This window comes from Microbispora triticiradicis (genome assembly GCF_005864065.1).
Classification (GTDB): Bacteria; Actinomycetota; Actinomycetes; order Streptosporangiales; family Streptosporangiaceae; genus Microbispora; species Microbispora triticiradicis.
Map to the genome: position 1 here is coordinate 161,007 of NZ_VANP01000006.1, position 21,241 is coordinate 182,247.

At 71.1% G+C, this 21,241-nt stretch carries 20 protein-coding genes; 7 read left to right on the top strand and 13 right to left on the bottom strand.

Features of this window, described 5'->3' with window-relative positions; genetic code table 11:
• Positions 1–18: 18 nt before the first annotated feature.
• Positions 19–759, top strand: coding sequence for a hypothetical protein (locus tag FED44_RS17460; RefSeq protein WP_138461315.1), 741 nt, complete (start codon positions 19–21; stop codon positions 757–759).
• Positions 760–957: 198 nt separating this feature from the next.
• Here FED44_RS17460 and FED44_RS17465 read toward each other — a convergent pair whose 3' ends face one another.
• Positions 958–1,866 (bottom strand): hypothetical protein, encoded by a 909-nt coding sequence (locus tag FED44_RS17465; protein WP_138461316.1) that lies wholly within the window; start codon positions 1,864–1,866, stop codon positions 958–960.
• A 250-nt stretch (positions 1,867–2,116) separates the two neighbouring features.
• Here FED44_RS17465 and FED44_RS36475 point away from each other — a divergent pair, with 250 nt between their 5' ends.
• A complete protein-coding gene (locus tag FED44_RS36475; RefSeq protein WP_187406107.1) occupies positions 2,117–3,367 on the top strand; it encodes a cellulose-binding protein in 1,251 nt (416 codons plus the stop codon).
• Positions 3,368–3,420: 53 nt separating this feature from the next.
• Here the strand turns inward: FED44_RS36475 and FED44_RS17475 are convergent, their stop codons facing one another.
• Positions 3,421–5,016 carry an FAD-dependent monooxygenase gene (locus FED44_RS17475; RefSeq protein WP_138461317.1) on the bottom strand — a complete coding sequence of 532 codons (1,596 nt, stop codon included), beginning with the start codon at positions 5,014–5,016 and terminating at the stop codon, positions 3,421–3,423.
• An 86-nt stretch (positions 5,017–5,102) separates the two neighbouring features.
• On the opposite strand from FED44_RS17475, the gene FED44_RS17480 reads away from it, so the two are divergent.
• Both FED44_RS17480 and FED44_RS17485 read left to right on the top strand, forming a co-directional pair.
• Entirely contained in the window at positions 5,103–5,573 is a 471-nt protein-coding gene (locus tag FED44_RS17480) for a MarR family winged helix-turn-helix transcriptional regulator (protein WP_133306161.1), read from the top strand.
• Between the two features lie 129 nt (positions 5,574–5,702).
• Positions 5,703–6,416, top strand: a complete 714-nt coding sequence (locus tag FED44_RS17485) for an FMN-dependent NADH-azoreductase (protein WP_117410147.1) — start codon at positions 5,703–5,705, stop codon at positions 6,414–6,416.
• 451 nt (positions 6,417–6,867) lie between these two features.
• Here FED44_RS17485 and FED44_RS17490 read toward each other — a convergent pair whose 3' ends face one another.
• The 10 genes from FED44_RS17490 to FED44_RS17535 all read right to left on the bottom strand — a co-directional run bounded on the left by FED44_RS17490 (position 6,868) and on the right by FED44_RS17535 (position 17,599).
• The gene (locus FED44_RS17490) at positions 6,868–8,085 is read right to left on the bottom strand and encodes an FAD-dependent monooxygenase (RefSeq protein ID WP_138461318.1); all 1,218 of its coding nucleotides are present in this window, start codon (positions 8,083–8,085) and stop codon (positions 6,868–6,870) included.
• A gap of 192 nt (positions 8,086–8,277) precedes the next feature.
• Complete coding sequence (locus tag FED44_RS17495; RefSeq protein WP_117410145.1) at positions 8,278–8,604, bottom strand: antibiotic biosynthesis monooxygenase; 327 nt, start codon at positions 8,602–8,604, stop codon at positions 8,278–8,280.
• 205 nt (positions 8,605–8,809) lie between these two features.
• Entirely contained in the window at positions 8,810–10,495 is a 1,686-nt protein-coding gene (locus FED44_RS17500) for a flavin-containing monooxygenase (protein ID WP_244302025.1), read from the bottom strand.
• A gap of 41 nt (positions 10,496–10,536) precedes the next feature.
• Positions 10,537–11,172, bottom strand: a complete 636-nt coding sequence (gene phzG / locus FED44_RS17505; protein WP_138461319.1) for a phenazine biosynthesis FMN-dependent oxidase PhzG — start codon at positions 11,170–11,172, stop codon at positions 10,537–10,539.
• Positions 11,173–11,277: 105 nt separating this feature from the next.
• On the bottom strand, positions 11,278–12,147 hold the full coding sequence (locus FED44_RS17510; protein ID WP_138461320.1) for a PhzF family phenazine biosynthesis protein: 870 nt from the start codon (positions 12,145–12,147) through the stop codon (positions 11,278–11,280).
• Positions 12,144–14,057 (bottom strand): anthranilate synthase family protein, encoded by a 1,914-nt coding sequence (locus FED44_RS17515; RefSeq protein WP_279633882.1) that lies wholly within the window; start codon positions 14,055–14,057, stop codon positions 12,144–12,146. The genes FED44_RS17510 and FED44_RS17515 overlap by 4 nt, the downstream gene beginning before the upstream one ends.
• The gene (locus tag FED44_RS17520) at positions 14,054–14,677 is read right to left on the bottom strand and encodes an isochorismatase family protein (RefSeq protein ID WP_117410142.1); all 624 of its coding nucleotides are present in this window, start codon (positions 14,675–14,677) and stop codon (positions 14,054–14,056) included. Before FED44_RS17520 ends, FED44_RS17515 begins: the two co-directional genes overlap by 4 nt.
• Before the next feature lie 26 nt (positions 14,678–14,703).
• Positions 14,704–15,876, bottom strand: coding sequence for a 3-deoxy-7-phosphoheptulonate synthase (locus FED44_RS17525; RefSeq protein WP_117410141.1), 1,173 nt, complete (start codon positions 15,874–15,876; stop codon positions 14,704–14,706).
• 106 nt (positions 15,877–15,982) lie between these two features.
• Positions 15,983–16,471 (bottom strand): PhzA/PhzB family protein, encoded by a 489-nt coding sequence (locus FED44_RS17530; protein ID WP_117410140.1) that lies wholly within the window; start codon positions 16,469–16,471, stop codon positions 15,983–15,985.
• 84 nt (positions 16,472–16,555) lie between these two features.
• A complete protein-coding gene (locus FED44_RS17535) occupies positions 16,556–17,599 on the bottom strand; it encodes a ParB/RepB/Spo0J family partition protein (protein ID WP_244302026.1) in 1,044 nt (347 codons plus the stop codon).
• A gap of 664 nt (positions 17,600–18,263) precedes the next feature.
• Between FED44_RS17535 and FED44_RS17540 the strand changes: the two genes are divergently transcribed.
• Entirely contained in the window at positions 18,264–19,205 is a 942-nt protein-coding gene (locus FED44_RS17540) for a sigma-70 family RNA polymerase sigma factor (protein WP_138461321.1), read from the top strand.
• A gap of 25 nt (positions 19,206–19,230) precedes the next feature.
• The gene (locus FED44_RS17545; protein ID WP_165900900.1) at positions 19,231–19,626 is read left to right on the top strand and encodes a VOC family protein; all 396 of its coding nucleotides are present in this window, start codon (positions 19,231–19,233) and stop codon (positions 19,624–19,626) included.
• Positions 19,627–19,702: 76 nt separating this feature from the next.
• On the opposite strand, the gene FED44_RS17550 is transcribed toward FED44_RS17545, so the two are convergent.
• Positions 19,703–20,230 carry a sigma factor-like helix-turn-helix DNA-binding protein gene (locus FED44_RS17550; protein WP_138461323.1) on the bottom strand — a complete coding sequence of 176 codons (528 nt, stop codon included), beginning with the start codon at positions 20,228–20,230 and terminating at the stop codon, positions 19,703–19,705.
• A gap of 457 nt (positions 20,231–20,687) precedes the next feature.
• Here FED44_RS17550 and FED44_RS17555 point away from each other — a divergent pair, with 457 nt between their 5' ends.
• On the top strand, positions 20,688–21,233 hold the full coding sequence (locus FED44_RS17555) for a hypothetical protein (RefSeq protein WP_117410135.1): 546 nt from the start codon (positions 20,688–20,690) through the stop codon (positions 21,231–21,233).
• Positions 21,234–21,241 lie beyond the last annotated feature (8 nt).

The window sequence follows — 21,241 nt, forward strand, 5'->3', positions numbered from 1 at the left end:
GTCGACGGAGTGATACCTATGCTCAGAGAAGCACTGGCCGCCGGCACGATCGCCGTATCGGCCCTCGCCGCCCCGGTGGCGCTGCAGGCGCAGTCCGCCAACGCCGCCGGCACCACCGCCCAGGCCATGCAGGCTCCGGCACAGCCCTGCCCGGGAGGCAGGTGCCGTGGACGGGAGCGTCAGCGGTACGGCCAGTACGGCCGTACCGGACAGGTCCGGGAGCGGGAACGCGTACGTGAGGAACGCGGACGCGAACGCACGCGGCAGGAGATTCGTGGCCGCGAACGCACACGCGAAGAGACCCGCGGACGCGAACGCTTCCGGGAGGAGCCGCGCGGACGCGAGCGCATGCGCGAGGAGACCCGCGGACGCGAGCGCATGCGGGAGGAACGCGGACGCGAACGCATGCGGGAAGAGACCCGCGGACGCGAGCGCATACGGGAGGAACGCGGACGCGAACGCATGCGGGAAGAGACCCGCGGACGCGAGCGCAGCCGTGAGGAAATCCGTGGCCGCGAGCGAATTCCGGCCCGGGAAGAGCGCGGACGCGAACGCTTCCGGGAGGAGACCCGCGGACGCGAACGCACACGCGAAGAGACCCGCGGACGCGAACGCTTCCGGGAGGAGCCGCGCGGACGCGAGCGCATGCGCGAGGAGACCCGCGGCGGCGAGCGCATGCGGGAGGAGACCCGTGGCCGCGGGCCGGAGCGCGAGCGCACCCGCGAGAGCGAGCGGGGCGGGGAGGAGTTCGGACGGTGACGACGGCTCCCGGCAACAGGGACAAGAGCAGGGAGAGACAGGAAGCGACAGCCGCAAGGACCGGATAGTCCACGCCCATCGAACCTGCCGGACCCATGGCCCCACGAGGTCGCCGCCTCGCGGGGCTCTCCCGTTCTCCGGGCAGGCCGGGATCGGCCGGCCCGGACGCGGACGTCGCGGTCACGCAGACAGACGCGCTCAGCTCCCCACCGGCTTCAGGAAGCCCTCCAGCACCACCGCGCCCTTCCCGTAGCGGTCGTCCAGTTCCCGTCGCAGCTCCGGTGTGGCGACGTACACACCGGCGCCGACCCGGTTGCCGACGGTGTCCACGGCCAGGTTCAGGAACCGCCGGCTCCGCATCTCCCCCTCCAGCTCACGCTGGATCCGGCGGAGTTCCGCCTCGGTCCGCTCGGCCCCGCTCACGCACAGCGCGCCGCCCCAGACCTCGCGGATCCAGCGCTCGCGCCCTGAGAGGTCGCCCGTGAACCTGAGGTTCAACACGTACCGCCTGGGGTCGTTGCCGATCTTCTCGATGGTGCGGACGTCATGGGAGTCGATTCCGTCCATGTAGTGCTGGTCGAGCCATCCGCCGGCGAACTCGTCCGCGGACGCCGCGCGGTCCATCGCCGCCCGCATGGCCTCCTCGGTCGCCTTCGCCCGGTCGACCGGACGCCAGCCGCCCGCGGGTTCCGGACACGGACTGGTCATGTCGGTCCCCGGCCCACCGTCTCCCCCGGGTGCGCGGTCTCCCCCCGGCGGACGGGCCTCGCGGGGAGGTTCGGTGAGCGTGAGCCGGGAGCCGTCCCAGGTGCCGACCACCCGGTACTCCCCCCAGGTGACGCTGCCGGACGACTCGGCGCCGACGGCCTTCCAGTCCCAGCCCACGATGTCCGCTCCGCCGCACTGGGGAGGGTACGACTCCGCGACCGAGGCGCACAGCTGCGGCCCGTGGTCCTTGTTCTGCAGCACGGTCCCCGTCGCCGTGTAGCGCGTGTCACCGGCGGGAGCGGCGGCGTCCGGCGGCGACCCGCAGGCGGAGGCGGCGAGCGGGACGACGAGCAGCACGCCCAGGGGGAGGACCACGGCGGCTGACGGGAAGCGGCTCATGCCGACTAGACGAAAAGGCGTCTCCCCCGGTTCACCGCCGGATGCGCCAGGCTTCGCGGGGTGAAACGGCTGGCAGGACGGGCGATGGCGGCGGACGTCCGGGGCGATCTCCCGCGATTCCGCCGCACCAAACGGCACATGACCGTAATTCGCCCCCTTGACACCACAAATCGGACGGAAAAAACTCGGAGACCGTGCCACACCCCCCACAGCGGTGCGTGGACCGCCACGTCGCCGTGAAGGAGCCTGTATGAGGCGTCTGTTCGCCGTCGTCGCGTTGCTCGCCGGCTTCCTGCTGGTGCCCACGCGGTCGGACGCCGCCGTCGTCAACGTGGCCCCCTGGGCCACCGCGACCGCCTCCTACACCTCCCCCTGGGAGAACGTTGCCGCGATCAACGACGGCGTCGACCCGTCGCGCTCGAACGACCTCCGGAACCGCCGATGGGGCACGTGGCCGCAGGCGGGCGAACAGTGGGCCCTGCTGACCTGGCCCTCCACCCAGACGATCTCCTCGGCGCAGGTGTATTTCTTCGACGACGGAGGCGGCGTCCGGGAGCCGGTCTCCTGGAGGCTGCAGAGCTGGGACGGCGCCGCCTACGCCGACATCCCCGCCGCCTACCCCGTCACCGTGGACGGCTACGTCACCGCCTCCTTCCCCGCCGTCACCACCACCCGGCTGCGGATCGTGCTGGAGAGCGGGAAGGCCGCGGTCGGGCTCCTGGAGGTCAAGGCCTTCGCCGACACCGCCGCCGCCGCCCAGAGCGGCTGGAACCCGCCCGCCGCCCTGGTCACGCCGCTCGACGAGGTCTGGCGGCACACCGAGTCCGGCGACCGCGATCCGTACGGCTTCCGGAACTTCGGCTGGGACCAGATCATGGCCAACGGCGGATCGATCAACTACTGCGTCCGCTGGGACTCCCCCGCCCCCGTGTCCGCTGAGTTGCGCGACCGCATCCACGCCGCGCTGGGCAGGTCGTTCGGCAAGTGGATGAACGTGATGGCCGGTCACGACGGCTGGCCGTACGCCGAGGTGCCGGTCAAGGTGGTCGGCTGGGCGGTCCGCGACCGCGCCACGCTGCAGTGGGACGACGACTCGGTCGACGTGTACGTCGGCGACATGCGGGAGAACGCGCCGCAGTGCGCGGAGCCCTGCGGCCGCTTCTTCAACCAGTCGGGCGCCTATCCCGACTGTCCCGGCGGGGCCTCCCACCACTACGACATGTCCCTGTGGCTCACGGCGGGCATGGACGGCGGCGCGGGAGGCGACTGGGGCCAGCGCGTCGGCAGCGAGTATCTCGTGGACAACCTCGGCAGCGACGACATCCACATCCTGCTGCACGAGATCGGGCACGGTTTCGGGCTGGACGACTTCTACGACTGGACGCCGACCGGCCAGTGCTGCTTCCTCATGAAGGCGGGCACGGCCACCTCCATCACCGAGTTCGACGCGTGGATGCTGCGTGACCTCTGGCGCCACCTGAAGAGCCGCTACGGCTACTGACCCCCGCCTGCCCCGGCCCGATCACGCTGCCGCCTGGTCACGCTCCGGCCCGGTCACGCGAGGACCGTACGCAGCGCGGCCTCCAGTTCGCCGGGGGCGGCGGGGCCACGCGACCGCCAGGCGACGACGCCGTCTGGCCGTACGAGCGAGGCGCCCTCGGCCGTGATCCCGTAGGCGGCGGTGAACCGGCCCTCCGGATCGCCGAGGCCCCCCGCGGCTCCGACGACGTGCGTCCCGACGGTGACACCGGTCCGCCGCGCGGCCTCGGCCGCCGCCTTCTCCCACGGTTCTCCCGCCGGACCCGCGAGCAACGTGAACGCCGTGCCGAACAGGTCGCGGGAGGAGACCGGAACGCCCTCGCGGTCGAGCCGCACGTGCGGCGCCCGCGTTCCCGGGCGTCCCGAGGGCGAGGCCGGGTTCTCGAAGAGGGGACGGCCGTCGTCCGGCTCGGCGGCGAAGGCGCCCGACGGGCAGACGTACCCGAACAGTCCCACCGCGGGATCCATGATCTCGGCGACACTCTCGTCGCGTAGGTGCGGAGCGTGCCGCTGGACCATGTTCGCGTACTGCTGCTCGGCGAGGACGTCGGCGTACGGCCGGCGCTCGGCGTCGTAGGAGGCGACCAGGCCCGGACCGCCGAGGCCCGCCAGCGTGTACGCGAGCCGCCAGGCGAGGTGATAGCCGTCCAGGACGGCGGCGTTGCCGCCCTGCCCGCCGGTCGGCGGCATCAGGTGGGCGGCGTCCCCGGCCAGGACGACCCGCCCGGAGCGGAAGGTGTCGGCGACCCGGGTGACGTGCCCGCCCGGGGACGACCAGGCGGCGTCCACGACGCGCGGGTCCAGGCCGGGCACCCCGCAGGCGATGCGGATCACCTCGGTGAGCCGGTCCGGGCCGGGCTCCTCACCGGGGTCGAAGACACAGCTCAGCACGTAGCGGCCGGGGTGATCGGTGGTGACCACGGTGGCCGACCCGCCGGGCAGGGCGGGGTTCTGGATGTAGAACAGGCCGAACGCGGCGCCCTTGAGCGTCACGTCGAGGTCGGCCTCGAACTGCAGGAACATCGTCCGCATCGGCCCGGACGAGGTCCTGCCGTGCGCCGCGATCCCGGCGGCGTCCCTGATCGTGCCCTTGTGCCCGTCCGCGCCGACCAGATAGCGGGCCGTGACGGTCCGCCGCCGTCCGGTCGCGCGGTCCACGAGCGACGCGACGACGGAGTCGCCGTCCTGCCGGAACGACTCCAGCACCGTGGAGAACCTGATCTCCGCCCCGAGTTCGACGGCCCTTTCGGCGAGGATGCGCTCGGCGCGCTCCTGGCTGACCATGCCCATCGGCGCGGGAGACAGGGCGGACATGTCCGGAGCGGCCTGCACGAAGTCGTGCAGGACCCGGCCCGTGACGCTCTCCGCGATCACGATGATGCTCTCGTCCGTCCCCGGCGGCGCCGCGGCGAGGAACCGCCCGGCCACCCCGGCCGTGGCGAGCGCCTCCATGGTGTGAGGCATCTGCCCCCGCGCCTTGGGCTGGGTGGACAGGCCCGTGTGGCGCTCCACGACGAGCGCGGGCACCCCGTGGACGCCGAGGAACATCGCGGTGGACAGGCCCGCCAGGCCTGCCCCGGCGACGAGGACGGGTACGGACTCTCCTGGCATGCTCCGCTCCCTGACAGATAGAATTCATTCGACCGATAGGAAATCTCGATGCATCGAGATATCTACTTCAGCCGGATGGAGCGTCCGTGTCAAGGCATCGATCCGAAGCGCTGCGATCCCTCATGGACGCGATGCGCGAGAACGCCGGTCGCGGCCTGGCGCTGCACCAGGCCATCGCGGACCGGTTCGGGCTCGGGCCGACCGACCTGAAGTGCCTGGACCTCGCCCGCCACGAGCCGGAGCTCACCGCGGGGCGGCTCGCCGAGTCGACCGGCCTCAGCACCTCGGCCGTCACCGCGCTGATCGACCGGCTCGAACGCGGTGGCTTCGTCGAGCGCCACCGCGACCCCCTCGACCGCCGCAGGGTGCTGATCCGGTCGACGGGGCGGCACGAGGCGGCGCTGACGGAGATCTTCTCCAGGATCGAGACGGAGTTCCTCGCGGTGGTCGACGGCTACGACGACGGCCAGCTGGAGATGCTCACCGAGTTCGTCGGACGCCTCAACGCGCGTGCCCGGGAGGTGACGACCCTCCTCACCGGCCGCCCTCACCAGTGACCCGTGCCGCTCTCCGGCCCCACCGATACGCCCCTGTCACCTCTGTCGACTACGGAACGTCATAGGTGTGTGACGGAAAGTATCGGGAAGGGAGTGCGCGATGCACGCGCAGCGACAGGAGGTGAGCCTGTGACGTCCCTGCTTCACCTGGACTCCAGCGCCAGCGACCACGGCGACTCGGTCACCAGGCAGTTGACGGCACTGTACGCCGACACCTGGCGGTGTCTGCACGGGAGCGCGGGGTACCGGTACCGCGACCTCGCGGCCGAACCGGTCCCGCTGGTGTCCCCGGCCTTCGTCTCCCTCGGCATCCGGGTGGAGAGAAGGGGCCCGGTCGCGCTGCCGGAGGTGGCGGAGATGACCGAGGGCCCCGCCGAGGAGCGTGAGTGGGCGCTGACCCTGCCGCTGATCGCGGAGATGCGTGCCGCGGAGACGGTGCTGGTGGGCGTCCCGATGTACAACTACTCCGTGCCCGCGTCCCTCAAGGCCTGGATCGACCGGGTGACCTTCCCGGGGGCCTTCCTCGACGCCGGCACGGGAGACCACCTCCTCCGGAGGACGAACGTGGTGGTGGTCACCGCCCACGGCGGGTGCTACGCCCCGGGCACGCCACGGGAGGACTTCGACTTCCAGACGCCCTACCTGAGGGCGTACTTCACCGACCTGGGAGTGGCCCCGGAGAACCTCTGCTTCGTCGGCGCGGAGATGACCAGGGCGTCCGACGTGCCCGCCCTGGCCCGCTTCAAGCCCCTGGCGGCGGACTCGCTGGCCACGGCCCGGACCGCCGTGTCGGAGCTGGCGGGCCGTGCGGCGCGCAGCGGCGCGGCGGCCCGTACGCGGTGAGGCGCCGGCCGCCCGGCGGCCTGTCGTGAGAGGCGGTGTCCGCCCACCGGCGGACACCGCCCGCACGGCCGCCGCGTGTCACCTTTCCGCGCCGCGATTCGTCTTAAGGACGAGGACCGCAGACATGACCCGGCGGGAGGCCGTTTCCACGTTGACGTCCGGCGTCCGATGCCGCACCCGTAACCGGCGAAGCCCGGTAACCAGGCCTACCGAAGACATTCTGTAAACGCATTGTCAGGATGTCTCGACGCTTCATGCCCGGTGAATCGAGAATCGCGTCCGCGGGGCGGTCGATTCCGATTTACGTGCCATTTTCTCGCGGCGTGGTCCTGCCATTCATCGGCCACGTTCTCGGACGGATTTTCCCGCCGACGGCCTTCCACGCGGGTCACGCCTGCCAGGATGGACCGCCCGGCGATAAGTGCGGCTACCGGCCGGGCGGTCCATCCGCTCAGGTGAGCGGCTGTCGCCGCTCCACCGCCACCCGGTAGCGGTGCGTGATGGTCGCGAGTTCGGCGGTCTTGTCGTGGCCGGGACGACCGGCGATGCCGCGCTCCGCGCCGTCCATGTTCCGGTTGGCGAGGATGATGGCGGTCGTGGCGGGGCGCCTGGCGGCCTCGTACCGCAGCAGGGCGGTGGCCACGTCGTCGCCTTCCGCGAGCTCGGCGGCGAGCGTGGCGGCGTCGATGACGGCCTGCGAGGCGCCGTTGGCGCCGATCGGGTACATCAGGTGGGCGGCGTCGCCGAGCAGGGTCACCCGGCCCTCTCCCCAGTGCGGCAGGGGGTCGCGGTCGACCATCGGGTAGCGCAGGATGCGGGGGCTGCGGGCGAGCATCGCGGGCAGGTGCAGCCAGTCGAAGTCCCAGTCGGCGAGGTGGGGCAGCACCTCCTCGATCCGTCCCGGGCGGTTCCAGCCCGCGTCGCCGGCCAGGCTCTTCGACGGGGCCGCGACCAGGCAGACCCAGTTCACCAGCGCCTTGCCGCGCTCCGCGTGGCGCCGGGAGACCGGATAGGCGATCAGCCGGGTGGCCTGCTCGTCGTTGGCCAGGATCATCGTCCGCCCGTCGAGGAACTCGTCCAGTTCGGACAGGCCACGCCACATGTCGACCCCTGCGGGCGACAGCGGGACGCGGTCGGGGTGGAGCTGGGACCGCACGGCGGAGCGCAGCCCGTCGGCGCCGACCAGCGCGGCGGCCTGAATCTCGACCGCTCCCCCGCTCTCGTCGTGCGCGAGGACGCGGACGCCGGAGGGGGTCTGGTGGAAGCAGATGACGCGGAGCCCGGTGCGCACCGCGCCGGGGCCGAGCCGGTCCCGTACGGCCGCGAGCAGGAGCATCTGCAGCTCGCCGCGGTGGATGGAGTACTGGGGGTGCTCGTGGCCGGCGTCGACGCCCCGGGGCTCGGTCCACAGCGTGGTGCCCTTGTGGTCGAGGTAGCGGTGCTCGCGGGTGCGGATGCCGGTGGCCGCCAGCGTCTCGCCGAGCCCGAGCTCAGTCAGTATGCCGATCGCGGCCGGCTGGATGTTGATTCCCACTCCGAGCGGCGCGAGTTCGGGCGCGGCCTCCAGCACGACCGCGTGGATCCCCTTGGCGTGCAGGGCGAGCGCGGCGGCCAGCCCTCCTATCCCCGCGCCCGCGATCACGATGTCGGCGGTGTTGGCAGTCGTCATGGCGTCGCGCTCCCTGGGCCGGGGGTGGCTACTCTTCGTCACCTTCGGGTGGGCGGTGCGGTCAGGGCCGGGCCCCGGACACCGCCCGCTCTGGGGGATGCGCGGGCGACGTCCGTCCGCCGATGCCGAGAGGCGGACGGAGTGTGTCGCATGGGGCCCGGACCCGCTTGTGGGTTGCCGCGGAGTGCCTGGTCAGGCGTGATGGACGGAGATGACCTTGTAGGGCGCCGGAGCCGCCTTGGCGATCTCCGCCGTCCGCTTCGCGATGGCCTGCGCCTCGGGGTCGCCCATGGTCGCCTTGATGTCGTCGACACTGCGCCACTGGGCGAGGTTCACGACGCGGGTGCCGTCCGCGCTGGCGAGAATGTTCACCGAGACGAAGCCGGGCCGGTGCTGCATGACCTTCTCGGTGCCCTCGTTCAGAATGGCGATTAGTTCCTGCTGCTTCGAGGGGTCGACGTCGAAGATGTTGATGAAGGTTGCGACTTGGTCGTCGACGCGAATCACGGTCTCAGTCATGACTTCATCGTATCCGACAATGAACCATTAGAGTCAAGCCTCTTTGTTAAACAATCGCGGGCCTCGAACACGAGAACTCCTCACTGAATATCTCGTCCGGAGAGCAGGAAATGCCGCTTATCTCAAGCGGACGCGGAGGGTCCGGACGGCCTTCCCGGCCGTCCGGACCCTCGTATGTCGGCGCGGGGCACGCCCCCGCACGGTCTCAGGCCGGCGTCAGCGAGGGACTGGCCTGCAGGTCGAATCCCTCGTACCCCGCCTCCGCCACCTCGCTCAGCTTGGCCCGGTAGGACCCCAGCCCGGCGAAGTAGAACATGACCGTGTTCTTCTTGCCGGGGATGTTGGCGCCGAAGATCCACGAGGCGACCTTGGGGAAGAGCGTGTACGCCGCGAGTTCCCGGCAGGTCTCGGTCCACGCGTCCTCGGCGCTCGCGGTGGCCTCGATCACGGTCGTGCCGTTCTTCTCAGCCGTGCGGATCAGGCCCGCGATCCACTCGACCTGGGTCTCGATGCCCGGCGGCAGGTTGCTGAAGGCGCTGTTCGGCCCGAGGACCATGAACAGGTTGGGGAAGCCGTGGGTGGCGACGCCGAGGTAGCCGGTGGGGCCGTCCTCCCAGTGCTCCCGGATCGTCACGCCGCCCCGGCCGCGGATGTCCATCCGCTTGTAGCTGCCGTCCACGGCGTCGAAGCCCGTCGCGAAGACCAGGACGTCGAGTTCGTGCTCCACGCCGTCCTCGGTGACGACCCCGTTGGGGGTGATCTCCCTGATCGGGTTCTCCTTGATGCTGACCAGCGTGACGTTGTCGCGGTTGAAGTTCTCGTAGTAGTCGGGGTTGCAGATGGGGCGCTTGGCGTAGAGGTCGGTCGGCGTCAGCTTGCGCGCCGTCTCCGGGTCCTTCACGATCTCCCTGATCTTCGACCGGATGAACTCCGCGGCGGCCTCGTTGGCCGCCGGATCGGTCACGATGTCGGAGAAGGTGCCGAACATGAAGCGGAAGCCGTTCCCCTTGTCCCAGTACTCCTGGAACACGCGCCGGCGCTCCTCCTCGGAGACGCTCATCGCGGGGACCTCGCTCTCCTCGAACCCGCAGGCGACGCGGGAGCCGCGCACCTGGTCCCAGATGAGGTCGTAGCCGGCCCGCACCTCCGCGACGTACTCGTCGGTGACCGGGCCGTGGCCGGACGGGACGCAGTACTGCGCCGAACGCTGGAACACCGTCAGATGCCCGGCCACCTTGGCGGCGGCGCAGACGAACTGGGTGCCGGTGGACCCAGTGCCGACGACGCCGACGCGCTTGCCGTCGATGCTGAGGTCGTCGGGCCAGGCGCCGGTGTGGACGATCCTGCCCCGGAAGCGCTCGCGGCCCTCGATGTCGGGGATGTTCGCCGTCGACAGCGGCCCGAGCGCGGTGACCAGGTACCGCGTGGTGAAGGTCTCACCGGTGTCGGTGCCGATGGTCCAGACGCCCCGGGACTCGTCGAAGACCGCGCTCTCGACGCCGGTGTTGAGCTGGATGTCCTCGCCCAGCCCGTGCTTCTCGACGACCGCCTCCAGGTAGGCGAGGAGCTCACGCTGGGGGGTGTACTTGGTGGTCCAGTTCCACTCCTGGAGCATCTCCTTGTCGAAGGAGTAGCGGTAGACGAAGCCCTCGACGTCCGACATGGCGCCGGGGTAGCGGTTCCAGTACCACGTGCCGCCCACGCCGCCGGCGCGGTCGAAGGCCCGCACCCGTAAGCCGAGTTCGTTGCGGAGCCTGTGCAGCATGTAGATGCCGGCGAAGCCGGCGCCGACGACGATCGCGTCGAAGTCGGTCGTGCCCGGCTCGTTCGTGCTCTGATCGTTCGTGCTCTTGTCGGTCGTTATGGGGCCGGTCGTTATCGAGTCGGTCAAGGTCGCACTCCTTCGTGTTTCCTGTCCCTGTGGGGAGGGGGTCACGGCTGTAGCCGTGAGATGTGCCAACCGGAGGAATCCCGGTCGTAACGCAGCCGCCGGTGCAGCCGGTCGGCGTCGGCCGACCAGAACTCCACGGCGGCGGGCTCCAGGCGGTATCCGGCGAACCGCGCCGGGCGGGGCAGGGGGGTTCCGTACGACGCCAGGCGCTCCGCCTCCGCCCTGAGCCCGGCGACGTCCTCTAGGGGTTCGCTCTGCCGCGAGACCGCCGACATCGCGTGCAGCGGCACCGGCCGCGCGTTCCACAGCCGCTCCGCCTCGGGCTCGGGCAGCATGACCACGGGACCGGAGAAGATCAGTTGCCGCGCGGTCTCGCGCCAGTAGAGCAGGCCCGAGCCCCAGCCGGTCTCGGCGATCTCCCGGCCCTTCCGGCTGGAGCTGTGGCTGGTGAAGACCAGACCCCGATCGCTCACGTCGATGACGGCGACCATGCGGGAGGAGGCCCGGCCGCCGCGGTCGGCGGTCGCGAGGGCGAGGGCCAGCGGCTCCCGCACCCCCTCCTCCACCGCCGACGCGATCCACTGCCGGGCCAGGACCATCGGCTCGGCCGGCGGCGTGTCGTACTCGGGGAACGCCGGGTCGATGGCGCCGGTCAGACTCTCGAACCTGCTGCTCACTGTCGCCTCCGGGCTGTGTGGGGGTACGGGCGGCCCTGGCCGCATGGCGAGGACGGGGCGCGGACCCGGCCGCGCGGGCGATCCGCCGGCGGGTCCGCGCGCCGTTCAGGCGTAGATCACGCCGCGGGCGACGGTCACGGCCGAACCGCCGACCCGTACGGACGTGACGGCTTCCGGGGCGCCGTCGGCGCGGGCCCGCATGAGCGAGGGGCGGCCCATCTCGACGCCCTGGTGGATGTCGATCCACTGCCCGAACCCGATCTGCCCGTGCCGGGCGAGGTGGACGGCCAGCGGACCGGCCGCCGACCCCGTGGCCGCGTCCTCGGCCACGCCGTAGGCGGGCGAGAACATCCGGCTGCGCCAGGTCGGGCCGGAACCGGCGAAGCAGTTGGTCGCCATGTCGGGGAAGGCGGCCAGCGCGCGCTGGTCGGGGTCGACCCGGGACAGCGCGGCGATGCTCTCCAGCCCGACGTATACATGCCGGGGACCGTTGTGGTAGATCACGACGGGCAGCGTGGAGGAGGTCAGGCCGAGCGCGGCGAGGAGTTCGCCGGCGCGGTCGAACTCCTCCCACGTCGGGATGGGCTGCCCCATCTCCGCGGCGACGACCCTCCCGTCCACGCGCTCCAGGTCGAAGGCGATGACCCCCATCGCCGTCTCCAGCCGGAGCCGGTCCTCCCTGCGCCCCTCGCCCAGCGCGATGGCGGTGCCGAGGAGCGGATGCCCGGCGAACGGCAACTCGTTCACCGGCGTGAAGATGCGGATGCGGGCGTCGCCCCCCTCCCGGGCCGGGAGGACGAAGGTGACCTCCGACAGGTTCATCTCCCTGGCGATGCGCTGCATGCGTTCGGCGGAGAGGTCCTCGGCCTCGAAGAAGACCGCGACCGGGTTGCCCTGCAGCGGCGTGTCGGTGAACGCGTCGACGACCACGTACGGACGCGCCCCTTCCAGCACGGACTGGCCGGTGACCGTCATGGCAGCAGTCCCTCCATCAGAGAGCCCAGGATGCGGGGGCCGTTCTCGGTGAGCACCGACTCGGCGTGGAACTGGATCGAGGCGAAACGCGGGCCGCGCAGCGCGTGCACCTCGCCGGTTGCCGGATCACGGCAGATCTCGACCGTGCCGAGGCCGTCGATCTCGGCACGGTCCGCCTCGGCGCGCGCGGCGAACGTGTTGTAGAACCCGACGCGCTCCCGCGCGCCGAACAGGCTGATCTCCTTCTGCAGCCCCTGGTTGGGCACGTCGCGGCGCTGCAGCGGGAAGCCGAGCCGGGTGGAGAGGACCTGGTGGCTGAGGCAGACGGCGAGGAAGGGGCGCCGCCCGGCGAGGAGGGCGTCCGCGGCGGCCCTCAGATAAGCGATCTTGGGGTGGGCGTCGTCCCGGGGATCGCCGGGGCCGGGCCCCAGCACCACGAGGTCGTACCCGTCCAGCGACGGCCTCTCGTCGTGGCGGCGCACGGTCACCGCCATGCCCAGGCTGCGCATCTGGTGGTCCAGCATCGACGTGAAGGTGTCCTCGGCGTCGACGACCAGCGCCCGCACCCCGGCCAGCCGCGGCAGGGCGGCCGTGCCGCAGCCGCGCCTGCCCAGCCAGAAACCGGCGATGTTCTCGTTGCGCCGCTCCAGCGCCTCGCGGACCTCCGGGCGGGTCCTGAGCCTGCCGCTATCGCCGGTGTCGAGCGCCGCGAGCAGGCCGGCGGTCTTCGCCCGGGTCTCCGCCACCTCCGACATCGGGTCGGAGTGGCGTACGAGTGTGGCGCCGACGCCGATGCGCGCCCGGCCGGTGTCGTCGATGTCGGCGGTCCGGATGAGGATGGAGGAGTCGAGGGTCTGCCGGCCGGCCTCGTCGTGCCCGATCAGGGCGACGACTCCGCTGTAGTACCCCCGGCCGTGCGGCTCGTGCCGGTCGATCACCCGGCAGGCGTTCTCCACCGGGCTGCCGGTGACGGTCGGGGCGAACATCGTCTCGCGGAGGATGTCGCGCACGTCCCAGGCGGTGTCGCCCTCGATGAAGTACTCGGTGTGCGCGAGCCGCGCCATCTCCTTGAGCCGAGGGCCCGTCACGCGGACGCCCGGCTCGCAGATCCGCGTCATCATCTTGAGTTCCTCGTCGAGGACCATGTAGAGCTCGTCGGACTCCTTGCGGTCGGCGAGGAAGTCCATCACCCCGTGCAGGGACGGCCCGGACTCCGGATACCGGTACGTGCCGCTGATCGGGTTCATGGTCGCGACGCCGTCCCGCAGCGTCACGTGCCGTTCCGGAGTGGCGCCCACGAACGTCCGCTCTCCGGTGTGGACCACGAAGGTCCAGTACGCGCCCGACTCGACCTCCAGCAGCCGCCGGAAGAAGGAGAGGGCGGAGGCGGGCGTGTAGTTCCCGATGTCGGCGACGAAGGACCGCTTGATGACGAAGTTCGCCCCCTCCCCCTCGCCGATCGCCTCCTTGACGACCCTGCGGACGAGCTCGGCGTAGTCGTCGTCGTCCACGTCGAAGTGCCCGCCGGAGACCGCGAAGGGCAGGTCGGGGATCCGGTCCAGGGCCGCGCCGACCGGCAGGGTGGCCTGCCGCGTCACCGTCATCGCGATGAGCGGGGCGCCGTCGTCGGCGCAGGCGAAGCCACGCTCCCGGACCTGCCGGTAGGGGACGACGACGAGCGCGTGGTGGCGGTCTCCCGCCCCCGGCTCCCCCTGTTCCGGCAGCGGGATGTCCGCGAGTTCGCTCAGGTGCGCGACCTCGCCGATCAGGACGTCCAGCAGGCCCGGGCCGGTCGCCTCCGGCCGGTGCAGCAGCGCGAAGGCCGGCGCCCGGAGGTCCAGCACGGCGTCGAGCAGGCCGCCTCCGCCGGTGTCCGAGCCGCTCCCGAGGCCGCCTTCGAGGCCGCTCACGAGAACACCTCCTTGGCCGTCAGGACGACCGCGCACCTCTCGGCCGCGTACTCGACCGCCATGCGGTGGTAGGCGGCGGTGAAGTCGGCGACGGCGTCGGCGACCAGGAAGGTCTGCAGGTCGTTGGTGAAGGCGTCGACCGCCGTCATCAACACCCCGACGTGGGCGTACACCCCGCAGACCACGAGCTGGTCGCGGCCGGCGCGCCGCATGCGCTCCAGCAGGTCGGACCGGAAGAACGCGCTGTAGCGCAGCTTGGTGAACATCCAGTCGCCGGGGGCGGGGGCGAGTTCGTCGACGACGAGCCGGTCCTCGGGGGCGCGGCGCATGCCGGGCCCCCAGAAGTCCTTGAGGAGTCCGCGCTGCTCCTCGCTCATGTCGCCGGGCTGCGCCGTGTAGCCGACCGGGACGCCGAGCGCCACGCTCCGGTCCCGCAGCAGCGCGACGTTCTGCACGAGTTCGTGCCTCGTCGGGTCGGCGAACGGCCTGACGAAGTATCGCTGCATGTCGTGGATCAGGAGTACGGCACGAGCGGGATCGGGCGTCCATCCGGCGGCGTTGGGAGGCAGCTCGCCCGCCGCCGGAAGGGGGTAGGGCTTGATTGCGGGTATGCCGGACATGGAAGTCCTTTCAGGTAGCCGTCGCGTCAGCCGCCCCAGGCGGAGATGACCGAGACCGCCTGCCAGAGGGTCAGCCGGGGGTCACAGAAGCTCGTGTAGCGGTCGCCCACCTGGGCGAAGCCGCTCTCGTCGGCGACGCATTCGGTCACGTCGTCGGGCGTGGTCTCCAGATGGAGGCCGCCGGGGACGCCGTCCGCGCTCTCGACCGCGGTGACGAACTCCCGGACCTCCTGTTGCAGGGCCGGCACGAGGCGGGTCTTGTGGCCCGACGGGGTGACCCGCGTGTTGCCGTGCATGGGGTCGCAGAGCCAGATGACGGGGTGTCCGGCGGATCTCACGGTCTCGACGAGCGGCGGCAGGGCGTAGGCCACCTGGTCGGCGCCCATCCGGGAGATGAGGGTGAGCCGGCCGGGCTCGCGTTCGGGGTCGAGCCGCTCGCACAGGCCGAGCAGTTCGTCCTTGCTCATCTTCGGGCCCACCTTGCAGGCGACCGGGTTGGCGACCTCGGCCAGCAGGGCGACGTGCGCGCCGTCCACCTGCCGCGTCCGCTCGCCGATCCAGGGCCAGTGCGTGGAGCCGAGGATCAGCCGTCCCGACGCGTCCCTGCGGAGCATCGGAACCTCGTAGTCGAGCAGCAGCGCCTCGTGGCTGGTCCACACGGGCGGGTCTATCCGGGATCGGGTGGACGATCCGCGCCAGCCGAGGTGCTCCATGATGTCGCTGGCCGCCATGTATCCGGTGAGTATCCGCAGCGGATCGGGCTGCCTGCTCTCGGCGGTCGGCTCCGGGCCGTTGACCATGTGTCCCCGGTACGCCGGGAGGGTGAGGTCGCCGACCTTCTCGGTGGAGCTCGAACGCGGCTTGGAGAACTGGCCGCCGATGCGGCCGGCCCTCAGCACGGGCTTGTGCGTGATCATCTTGAGCGCGCCGGCCAGCACGTCGAGGGCCGCGGACTTGCGGCTCACGTGCTCGGGCGTGCATTCCTCGGGGTTCTCCGCGCAGTCCCCCGACTGCACGACCAGGGAGTTTCCTGCGGCGACCTCCGCCAGGAGGGCGCGCAGGGCGCGCACGTCCGCCGGCCTGACGAGCGAGGGGCGGGAGGCGAGCACTTCCTTGACGCGCTGGACCTGCGAGACATCGCTCCACTCCGGCTGCTGCAGCGCGGCGCTCAGCCGGATGGCGGGCATCACGTCATCCACGGTTCTCCATGGGGTCGAGGCGCTCTCGGCGCCGTCGTCGTCGCCCGGCCGGGGACGGCTGGGGGGGTTGCCTGGCAGCCGCTGACGATCACGCGGCGGATGTGACCTAGGTGGGGATTCCCTCACGCCTGATCTCGGGCACGGGGATGTTCAGCGCGCGCAGTTGCTCGAACGGGTTCATGAACTCGCGCTGCAGCTTGATCTTCCCGTTCTCCAGCTGGAAGGAGTGCAGGAAGTGGTTCCGGTAGTGGCCTTCGGGGTAGCCGGGGAAGCGGATGGCGCCTTCGCCGTCGCACTCCACCCAGAAGAAGTTCGGGTCGTCCGTCTCGAAGATCTGGATGTTGGTCCAGACCCAGTCGGGGAAGCACTTCAGCGACCAGACGGCGTGCTCGCCGAGGCGGTCACGCCCGCGGATCGCGATCGGCTGCCCGGTGTCGTTGGTCCAGAGACCACCGACGCCGTCCTCGGTGAACAGCAGGTGCCGCCGCAGCCGATCCTCGCCTCTGGTGTTCATGTACTGCTCGACCGTCGCCCGGTTGATTTTCCGGAGTTCGGCCTCCGTGTCGCTTCCCGGAAAGTGAGTCGTCTCTGACACGATGAACCCTCCAAACCAATGCTGATTAATGGCGATATTTCACCCTGTGCCTTCTCCGCAGAAGCACCTCCGTTGCTTTTCCGATCACCCCGGGAAACCCCTGCGCACCATGTTCGCCAGGCTTTCCCACTCCTCTGATCTCCTGAGCACGACGGCGCGCACGAGCGGCATGCAATGGGCCGGAACCGCCTCGGCGATCTCCTTCCACTGGGCCGGGCCCACCTCCGTGGCCAGGAGCATCCGCAGCAGCAGCCGCCCGGACTCGGTCGCCCGCAGGGACGGATCACGCGCGAGTTTGCGCAGCACGGACGCCGTTTCCACCGCCTCCCCCGCCGGGCAGCCCGGCTGCCTCGGCTCGCCCCTGCGCCGGCTCTCCACGCGGGGGCGACGGGACTGCGCCGCCCGCGAGACCACTCCGGTCCGCGGCGCCGCGTCCTGGGCCGGCGCCGTCTCGCTTCGCGAGCCGCCGCCGGTCTCCTCCCTCGCGCGCAGCCGATCCGGGATCGGGTCCTGCCCGCGGTCGAGCCGCTCGCGTACGTCCCGGACGGTCCCCAGGGAGAGCCCGGTCTTCCTGGACAGCTCCCGGAGGGAGATCTCCGAGTTGGCCGCCAGCAGGGCGGCAGCGCTGCGACGCCCCTCGACGCTGCTGATCGGCCTGGACTTCCCGTCCCGGCCGACGCGGCTGAACTGCGCCTGCCCGCCGAGCCGCCGGCGCAGGACGCCGACGGTCTTGGCGCTCAGCCCCGCGCTCTCGGCCACCATCCGGTCGGACCAGTGCGGATGGGAGGCGATGATCCGCCCGGCCGCCTCCTTTCGCTCGTCGAGCGTCAGCGGCAGCCCGTGGCCGACGTTGAGCCGGACCGACAGGACGAACGCGTCGGCCTCGCTTCCGTCGAAGAACCGGACCGCGATCTCGTTCCTGCCCTTCAGCACGGCGGCGCGCAACCGGTGCATGCCGTCGATGACCCGCATCGTCGGCCGGTGAACGAGGAGCGGATCGAAGGCGCGATCCATCTCCGCGAGCATCCGGACGTGCGCCGGGTCCTCACGTCGCTTCCGCGGCGACAGCGAGGAGGTGAGATCGCGGACGGACACGATCTCCCACGGCAGGTGGCGCAGATCCGCCACATCGGGAAGGCGAGTTCCAAGTTCGCGATCGGTGTCGGCTGCGGTGTGAAGTGTCACTGCGGGGCCTTCCTATGAAGGAACAAGGGCAGGGGCGAATTCTTCACAGGAGCTCAACTGCGCTCAGCTTATGGTTCGGATGATTGCCATACCAGAGCAGAGGGAACAGATTCATGACAAGTCATCCATAATTTGGATATCGGTCTGCCCGCCCGCGACGGGACCAGGAAAAGTCGTCGAGGTATCGCAATCACGACATATAACGAAAAGCATGGCACGGCATGACCAACGTCATAGAGCCGTACCTGCCGTAAGGGATGACCGTTTCGATAAGCGTGCCGAGACCCGAGCGCAGGGCCCCGGACGACCCGGCGGGCCCCTGGTACACAACTTTCAGCGTCTCACCGGCCACCGATTTCGGACACCGTGCTCGATTTTCGGCACGGCGCGAAAGTATGAGCGGTCGATGCGAGGATAGTATGCACCTCGGGCGGCAGCCGGCCGGTGCGCTTCACGGCCGGAGAGGTCACCCGCGGTGCCCCTCCCCGTCACGTTGGTTCAAACGAACCGGCGAGAATAATCAGTACGGGCACTGACGTCTCCTTGTCAAACGTGCGTTCTCCATCTCCCCACCTATACGACGAACCGCGACGGTGAAAGGTGACCGATGAACGACCAGGCCCAATTGGCCGAGCACTTCGACCGATCCCGCGGGCATCTGCGCGGAGTCGCGTTCCGCATGCTGGGCAGCGCGGACGAGGCCGACGACGCGGTGCAGGAGACCTGGCTGCGCGCCTGCCGGGCCGACTCCGGCTCCGTCGACAACCTGACCGCCTGGCTCACGACGATCACCGGGCGGGTCTGTCTCGACATGCTGCGCTCACGCAGCCGCCGGCGTGAGGACTTCGCCGACCTGACCGAACTCGACATGCTGGCCCCCCACGAGGAGACCGCCGACCCGGCGGACGAGGCGGTGCTGGCCGACTCCGTCGGTCTCGCGCTGCTCGTGGTCCTCGACACGCTCGGCCCGGCAGAGCGCGCCGCCTTCGTGCTGCACGACCTGTTCGCCGTGCCGTTCGACGAGATCGCCGTGATCGTGGAACGCTCGCCGGCGGCGGCGAAGAAGCTGGCCAGCCGTGCCCGTCGCCGGGTGCACGACACGGCCGACGTCCCCTCCTCCGACCTGGTCAGGCAGCGTGTGGTGGTGGACGCCTTCCTGGCCGCCTCCCGGGCCGGCGACATCGACGCCCTGCTCGCGGTGCTGGCTCCCGACGTCGTACGCCGGGCGGACGCCGTCGCCCTGCGCGGACAGGCCAGGGCGCAGGCGGAGGTGCGGGGCGCGCGGGCGGTCGCCGAGGAGACGCGTACCAACATCCGCAGGGCGCGCTTCGCCTCGCCCGCTCTCGTCAACGGCGCCGTGGGGGCGGTGGTCGCTCCGTACGGACGCCTCCAGCTCGTCCTCGAGTTCGCCTTCTCCGGTGACCGCATCGCATCCGTCGACGTCATCGGTGACCCCGTTCGCCTGAAGGAGGTCCGGCTCGGTCTCGCCGACACCCCGGCCGTGGCCGCGTCGTCCGTACGGCGCCAGCTTTCGGCGCAGAGCGCGTGACGCCCGAAGACTGCCGGGAGGCATCGTGATCGTGAACCCGCGGCTCGCCGTGCTCTACGTCGGCGACCAGAGCAGGACCCTGGAGTTCCTCACCGGGACGCTGGGCTTCGAGATCGCGGCGGACGTCCCCCAGGGGGAGGGGCGCCGCTGGGTGGAGGTGCGCCCGCCGGGCGCGCAGACCTGCGTGGCCCTCGCCGCCGTCGAGCCCGAGATCCTGGAGGCGCTGGAGGCCCGCGCCGGACGGATGACGCACGGCTGGTTCGACTGCGACGACGTCGACGCCACCTGCCGGGACCTGCGGGCACGGGGCGTGGAGATCGTCGTGGCGCCGGAGGCCACTCCCTGGCGGGAGGGGGGCCGGTGGGCGCAGATCCGCGGCCACGACGGCAACCTGTACGGGCTGACGGAGCGAGGCCGCTGACCGCGGGTGGCAGGGGCGCGGGTGGTAACTGTGGGTTCTCCTCAGTTGCACACCCCGCCCGCCCCCTCGGTGCGGTTCAGCCGCCGGCCTCCCGCCGGAGCGGGCGCACCTCGCAGCGCACCCGCGCCCTGGCCCTGGCGTCGATCACGCCCACCGCCTCCTCCGTGAGCCCGGTCACCGCGGCGATGTCGGCGTACGAGAGCCCGAAACCATGGCGCAGCAGGAACACCGTCCGCTCGTCCCGGTCCAGCATGCCGAGTACGGCCGACAGGGCCGCCGTGACCGACTCGGCCAGTTGCAGATCGGGCTCGCCCCGCAGCGGCTCCGGCAGCCAGGGGCCGATGTGCTCCTCGCCGTTGGCCTGCGCGACCCGCAGGCGCGTCAGCGCCAGCACGGCGACCAGCCCGATGAGCGCGTTCGGGAACCCCGCCGAGCGGTCGCCCTGACCGGCCAGCCAGCGGGCCCGGGTCTCCTCGACCACGCGTGCGGCCTCCCCGCCGTCGCCGAGCATGCTGCGCGCCACCGCGTGGAGCAGAGCGGCGTGTTCCTCGAACGCCTGGAACGCGCAGTCCGCTTCGGCCGGCCCATCCGGATTACGCTCCATGCGCTCTCCTCGCAGTCGTGGTCCGATCTCCGGACGCCGCCCACGGGGCCGATAACCGTACGTCGCCGCCCGTGGCCCGCCCTGCCGGACACCTTTTCGCGCGGCGCCGCAACCCCCTGCGCCGCCCGATTCGACGATTTCCTCGTCGCCCGCAATTTACACCGGCGGAACCGCCACGCCCAGAATTACTCCCCCTCTCCTTTGCCGGCTCCCCTTGGCCGGCACTCCTTTGCAGACGGCCCCGGCGGGGCCCGCGGGAGCGCCGGACCGCTTCTTTCCCATTAAGACGAACGCGGCCCGCGGAATGTGACACGCGAACACGCGGTGAATTACCGGCGCAATGCGCATGTCACGTTCCGGCCCTCGGGATACGTCATTCTTTTGGCGGCTCGAACCGGCGGAACCTCTCCGCTCCCCACCGTGCCGCCTTCCGGCCGCACAGCGAGGTGAACAACTGATGGTCTTCGTCCCGGACGCGTCCCACGCCGATCCGAGCGCGTGGCGGATCGCCATGGACGCCAGTGAGGGAACGCTGTCGATGACGACGTCGAAGGGGCCCCGGCTCCTGCACGAACTGCCCTGTTTCCACGGCTCCTTCTATCTGAGCCCTCCCGGGCTGCTGGCGGGCTTCACGCTGCAGCTGCCGTTGCCGGTCTATCCGTCGTGGCTGCAGGAGGACGAGGCCCCCGTGCTCTTCTGGGAGTCGGTGGACCTCGAAACCGGCCACGCCCCCAACGAGGTCATGGGGAACGCCCGGCTGCGGCTCGGCAGGCGGGAGACCTCCGCGACCGTGTCCGCTCTGTGCACGGAGGTCCCGGTCGCCCACACCGGCCGCTCCTACCTGAAGATCGTGCTGGAGACCGTGTTCCCCTCGGTGAGCCTGCGCTGGCCGGCCGAGGCGTGGCAGCGGCTGCGGCCGGTGACGCTCAAGCTGTTCACCGAGATCCGCCCGGCCGACCCGCCCGAGCCGCGGTGGCCGGTGCCGGAGCAGCGGGACTGCTGAACAGGACC

Excerpts from the sequence above, each read along its gene's own strand:
- FED44_RS17520 (WP_117410142.1), bottom strand. The coding sequence starts at position 14,677 with ATGTCCGGCATACCCGCAATCAAGCCCTACCCCCTTCCGGCGGCGGGC.
- FED44_RS17550 (WP_138461323.1), bottom strand. The coding sequence starts at position 20,230 with ATGGAGCGTAATCCGGATGGGCCGGCCGAAGCGGACTGCGCGTTCCAG.
- FED44_RS17510 (WP_138461320.1), bottom strand. The coding sequence starts at position 12,147 with ATGACGGTCACCGGCCAGTCCGTGCTGGAAGGGGCGCGTCCGTACGTG.
- FED44_RS17495 (WP_117410145.1), bottom strand. The coding sequence starts at position 8,604 with ATGACTGAGACCGTGATTCGCGTCGACGACCAAGTCGCAACCTTCATC.
- FED44_RS36475 (WP_187406107.1), top strand. The coding sequence starts at position 2,117 with ATGAGGCGTCTGTTCGCCGTCGTCGCGTTGCTCGCCGGCTTCCTGCTG.
- FED44_RS17460 (WP_138461315.1), top strand. The coding sequence starts at position 19 with ATGCTCAGAGAAGCACTGGCCGCCGGCACGATCGCCGTATCGGCCCTC.
- FED44_RS17540 (WP_138461321.1), top strand. The coding sequence starts at position 18,264 with ATGAACGACCAGGCCCAATTGGCCGAGCACTTCGACCGATCCCGCGGG.
- FED44_RS17475 (WP_138461317.1), bottom strand. The coding sequence starts at position 5,016 with ATGCCAGGAGAGTCCGTACCCGTCCTCGTCGCCGGGGCAGGCCTGGCG.
- FED44_RS17465 (WP_138461316.1), bottom strand. The coding sequence starts at position 1,866 with ATGAGCCGCTTCCCGTCAGCCGCCGTGGTCCTCCCCCTGGGCGTGCTG.
- FED44_RS17555 (WP_117410135.1), top strand. The coding sequence starts at position 20,688 with ATGGTCTTCGTCCCGGACGCGTCCCACGCCGATCCGAGCGCGTGGCGG.
- FED44_RS17490 (WP_138461318.1), bottom strand. The coding sequence starts at position 8,085 with ATGACGACTGCCAACACCGCCGACATCGTGATCGCGGGCGCGGGGATA.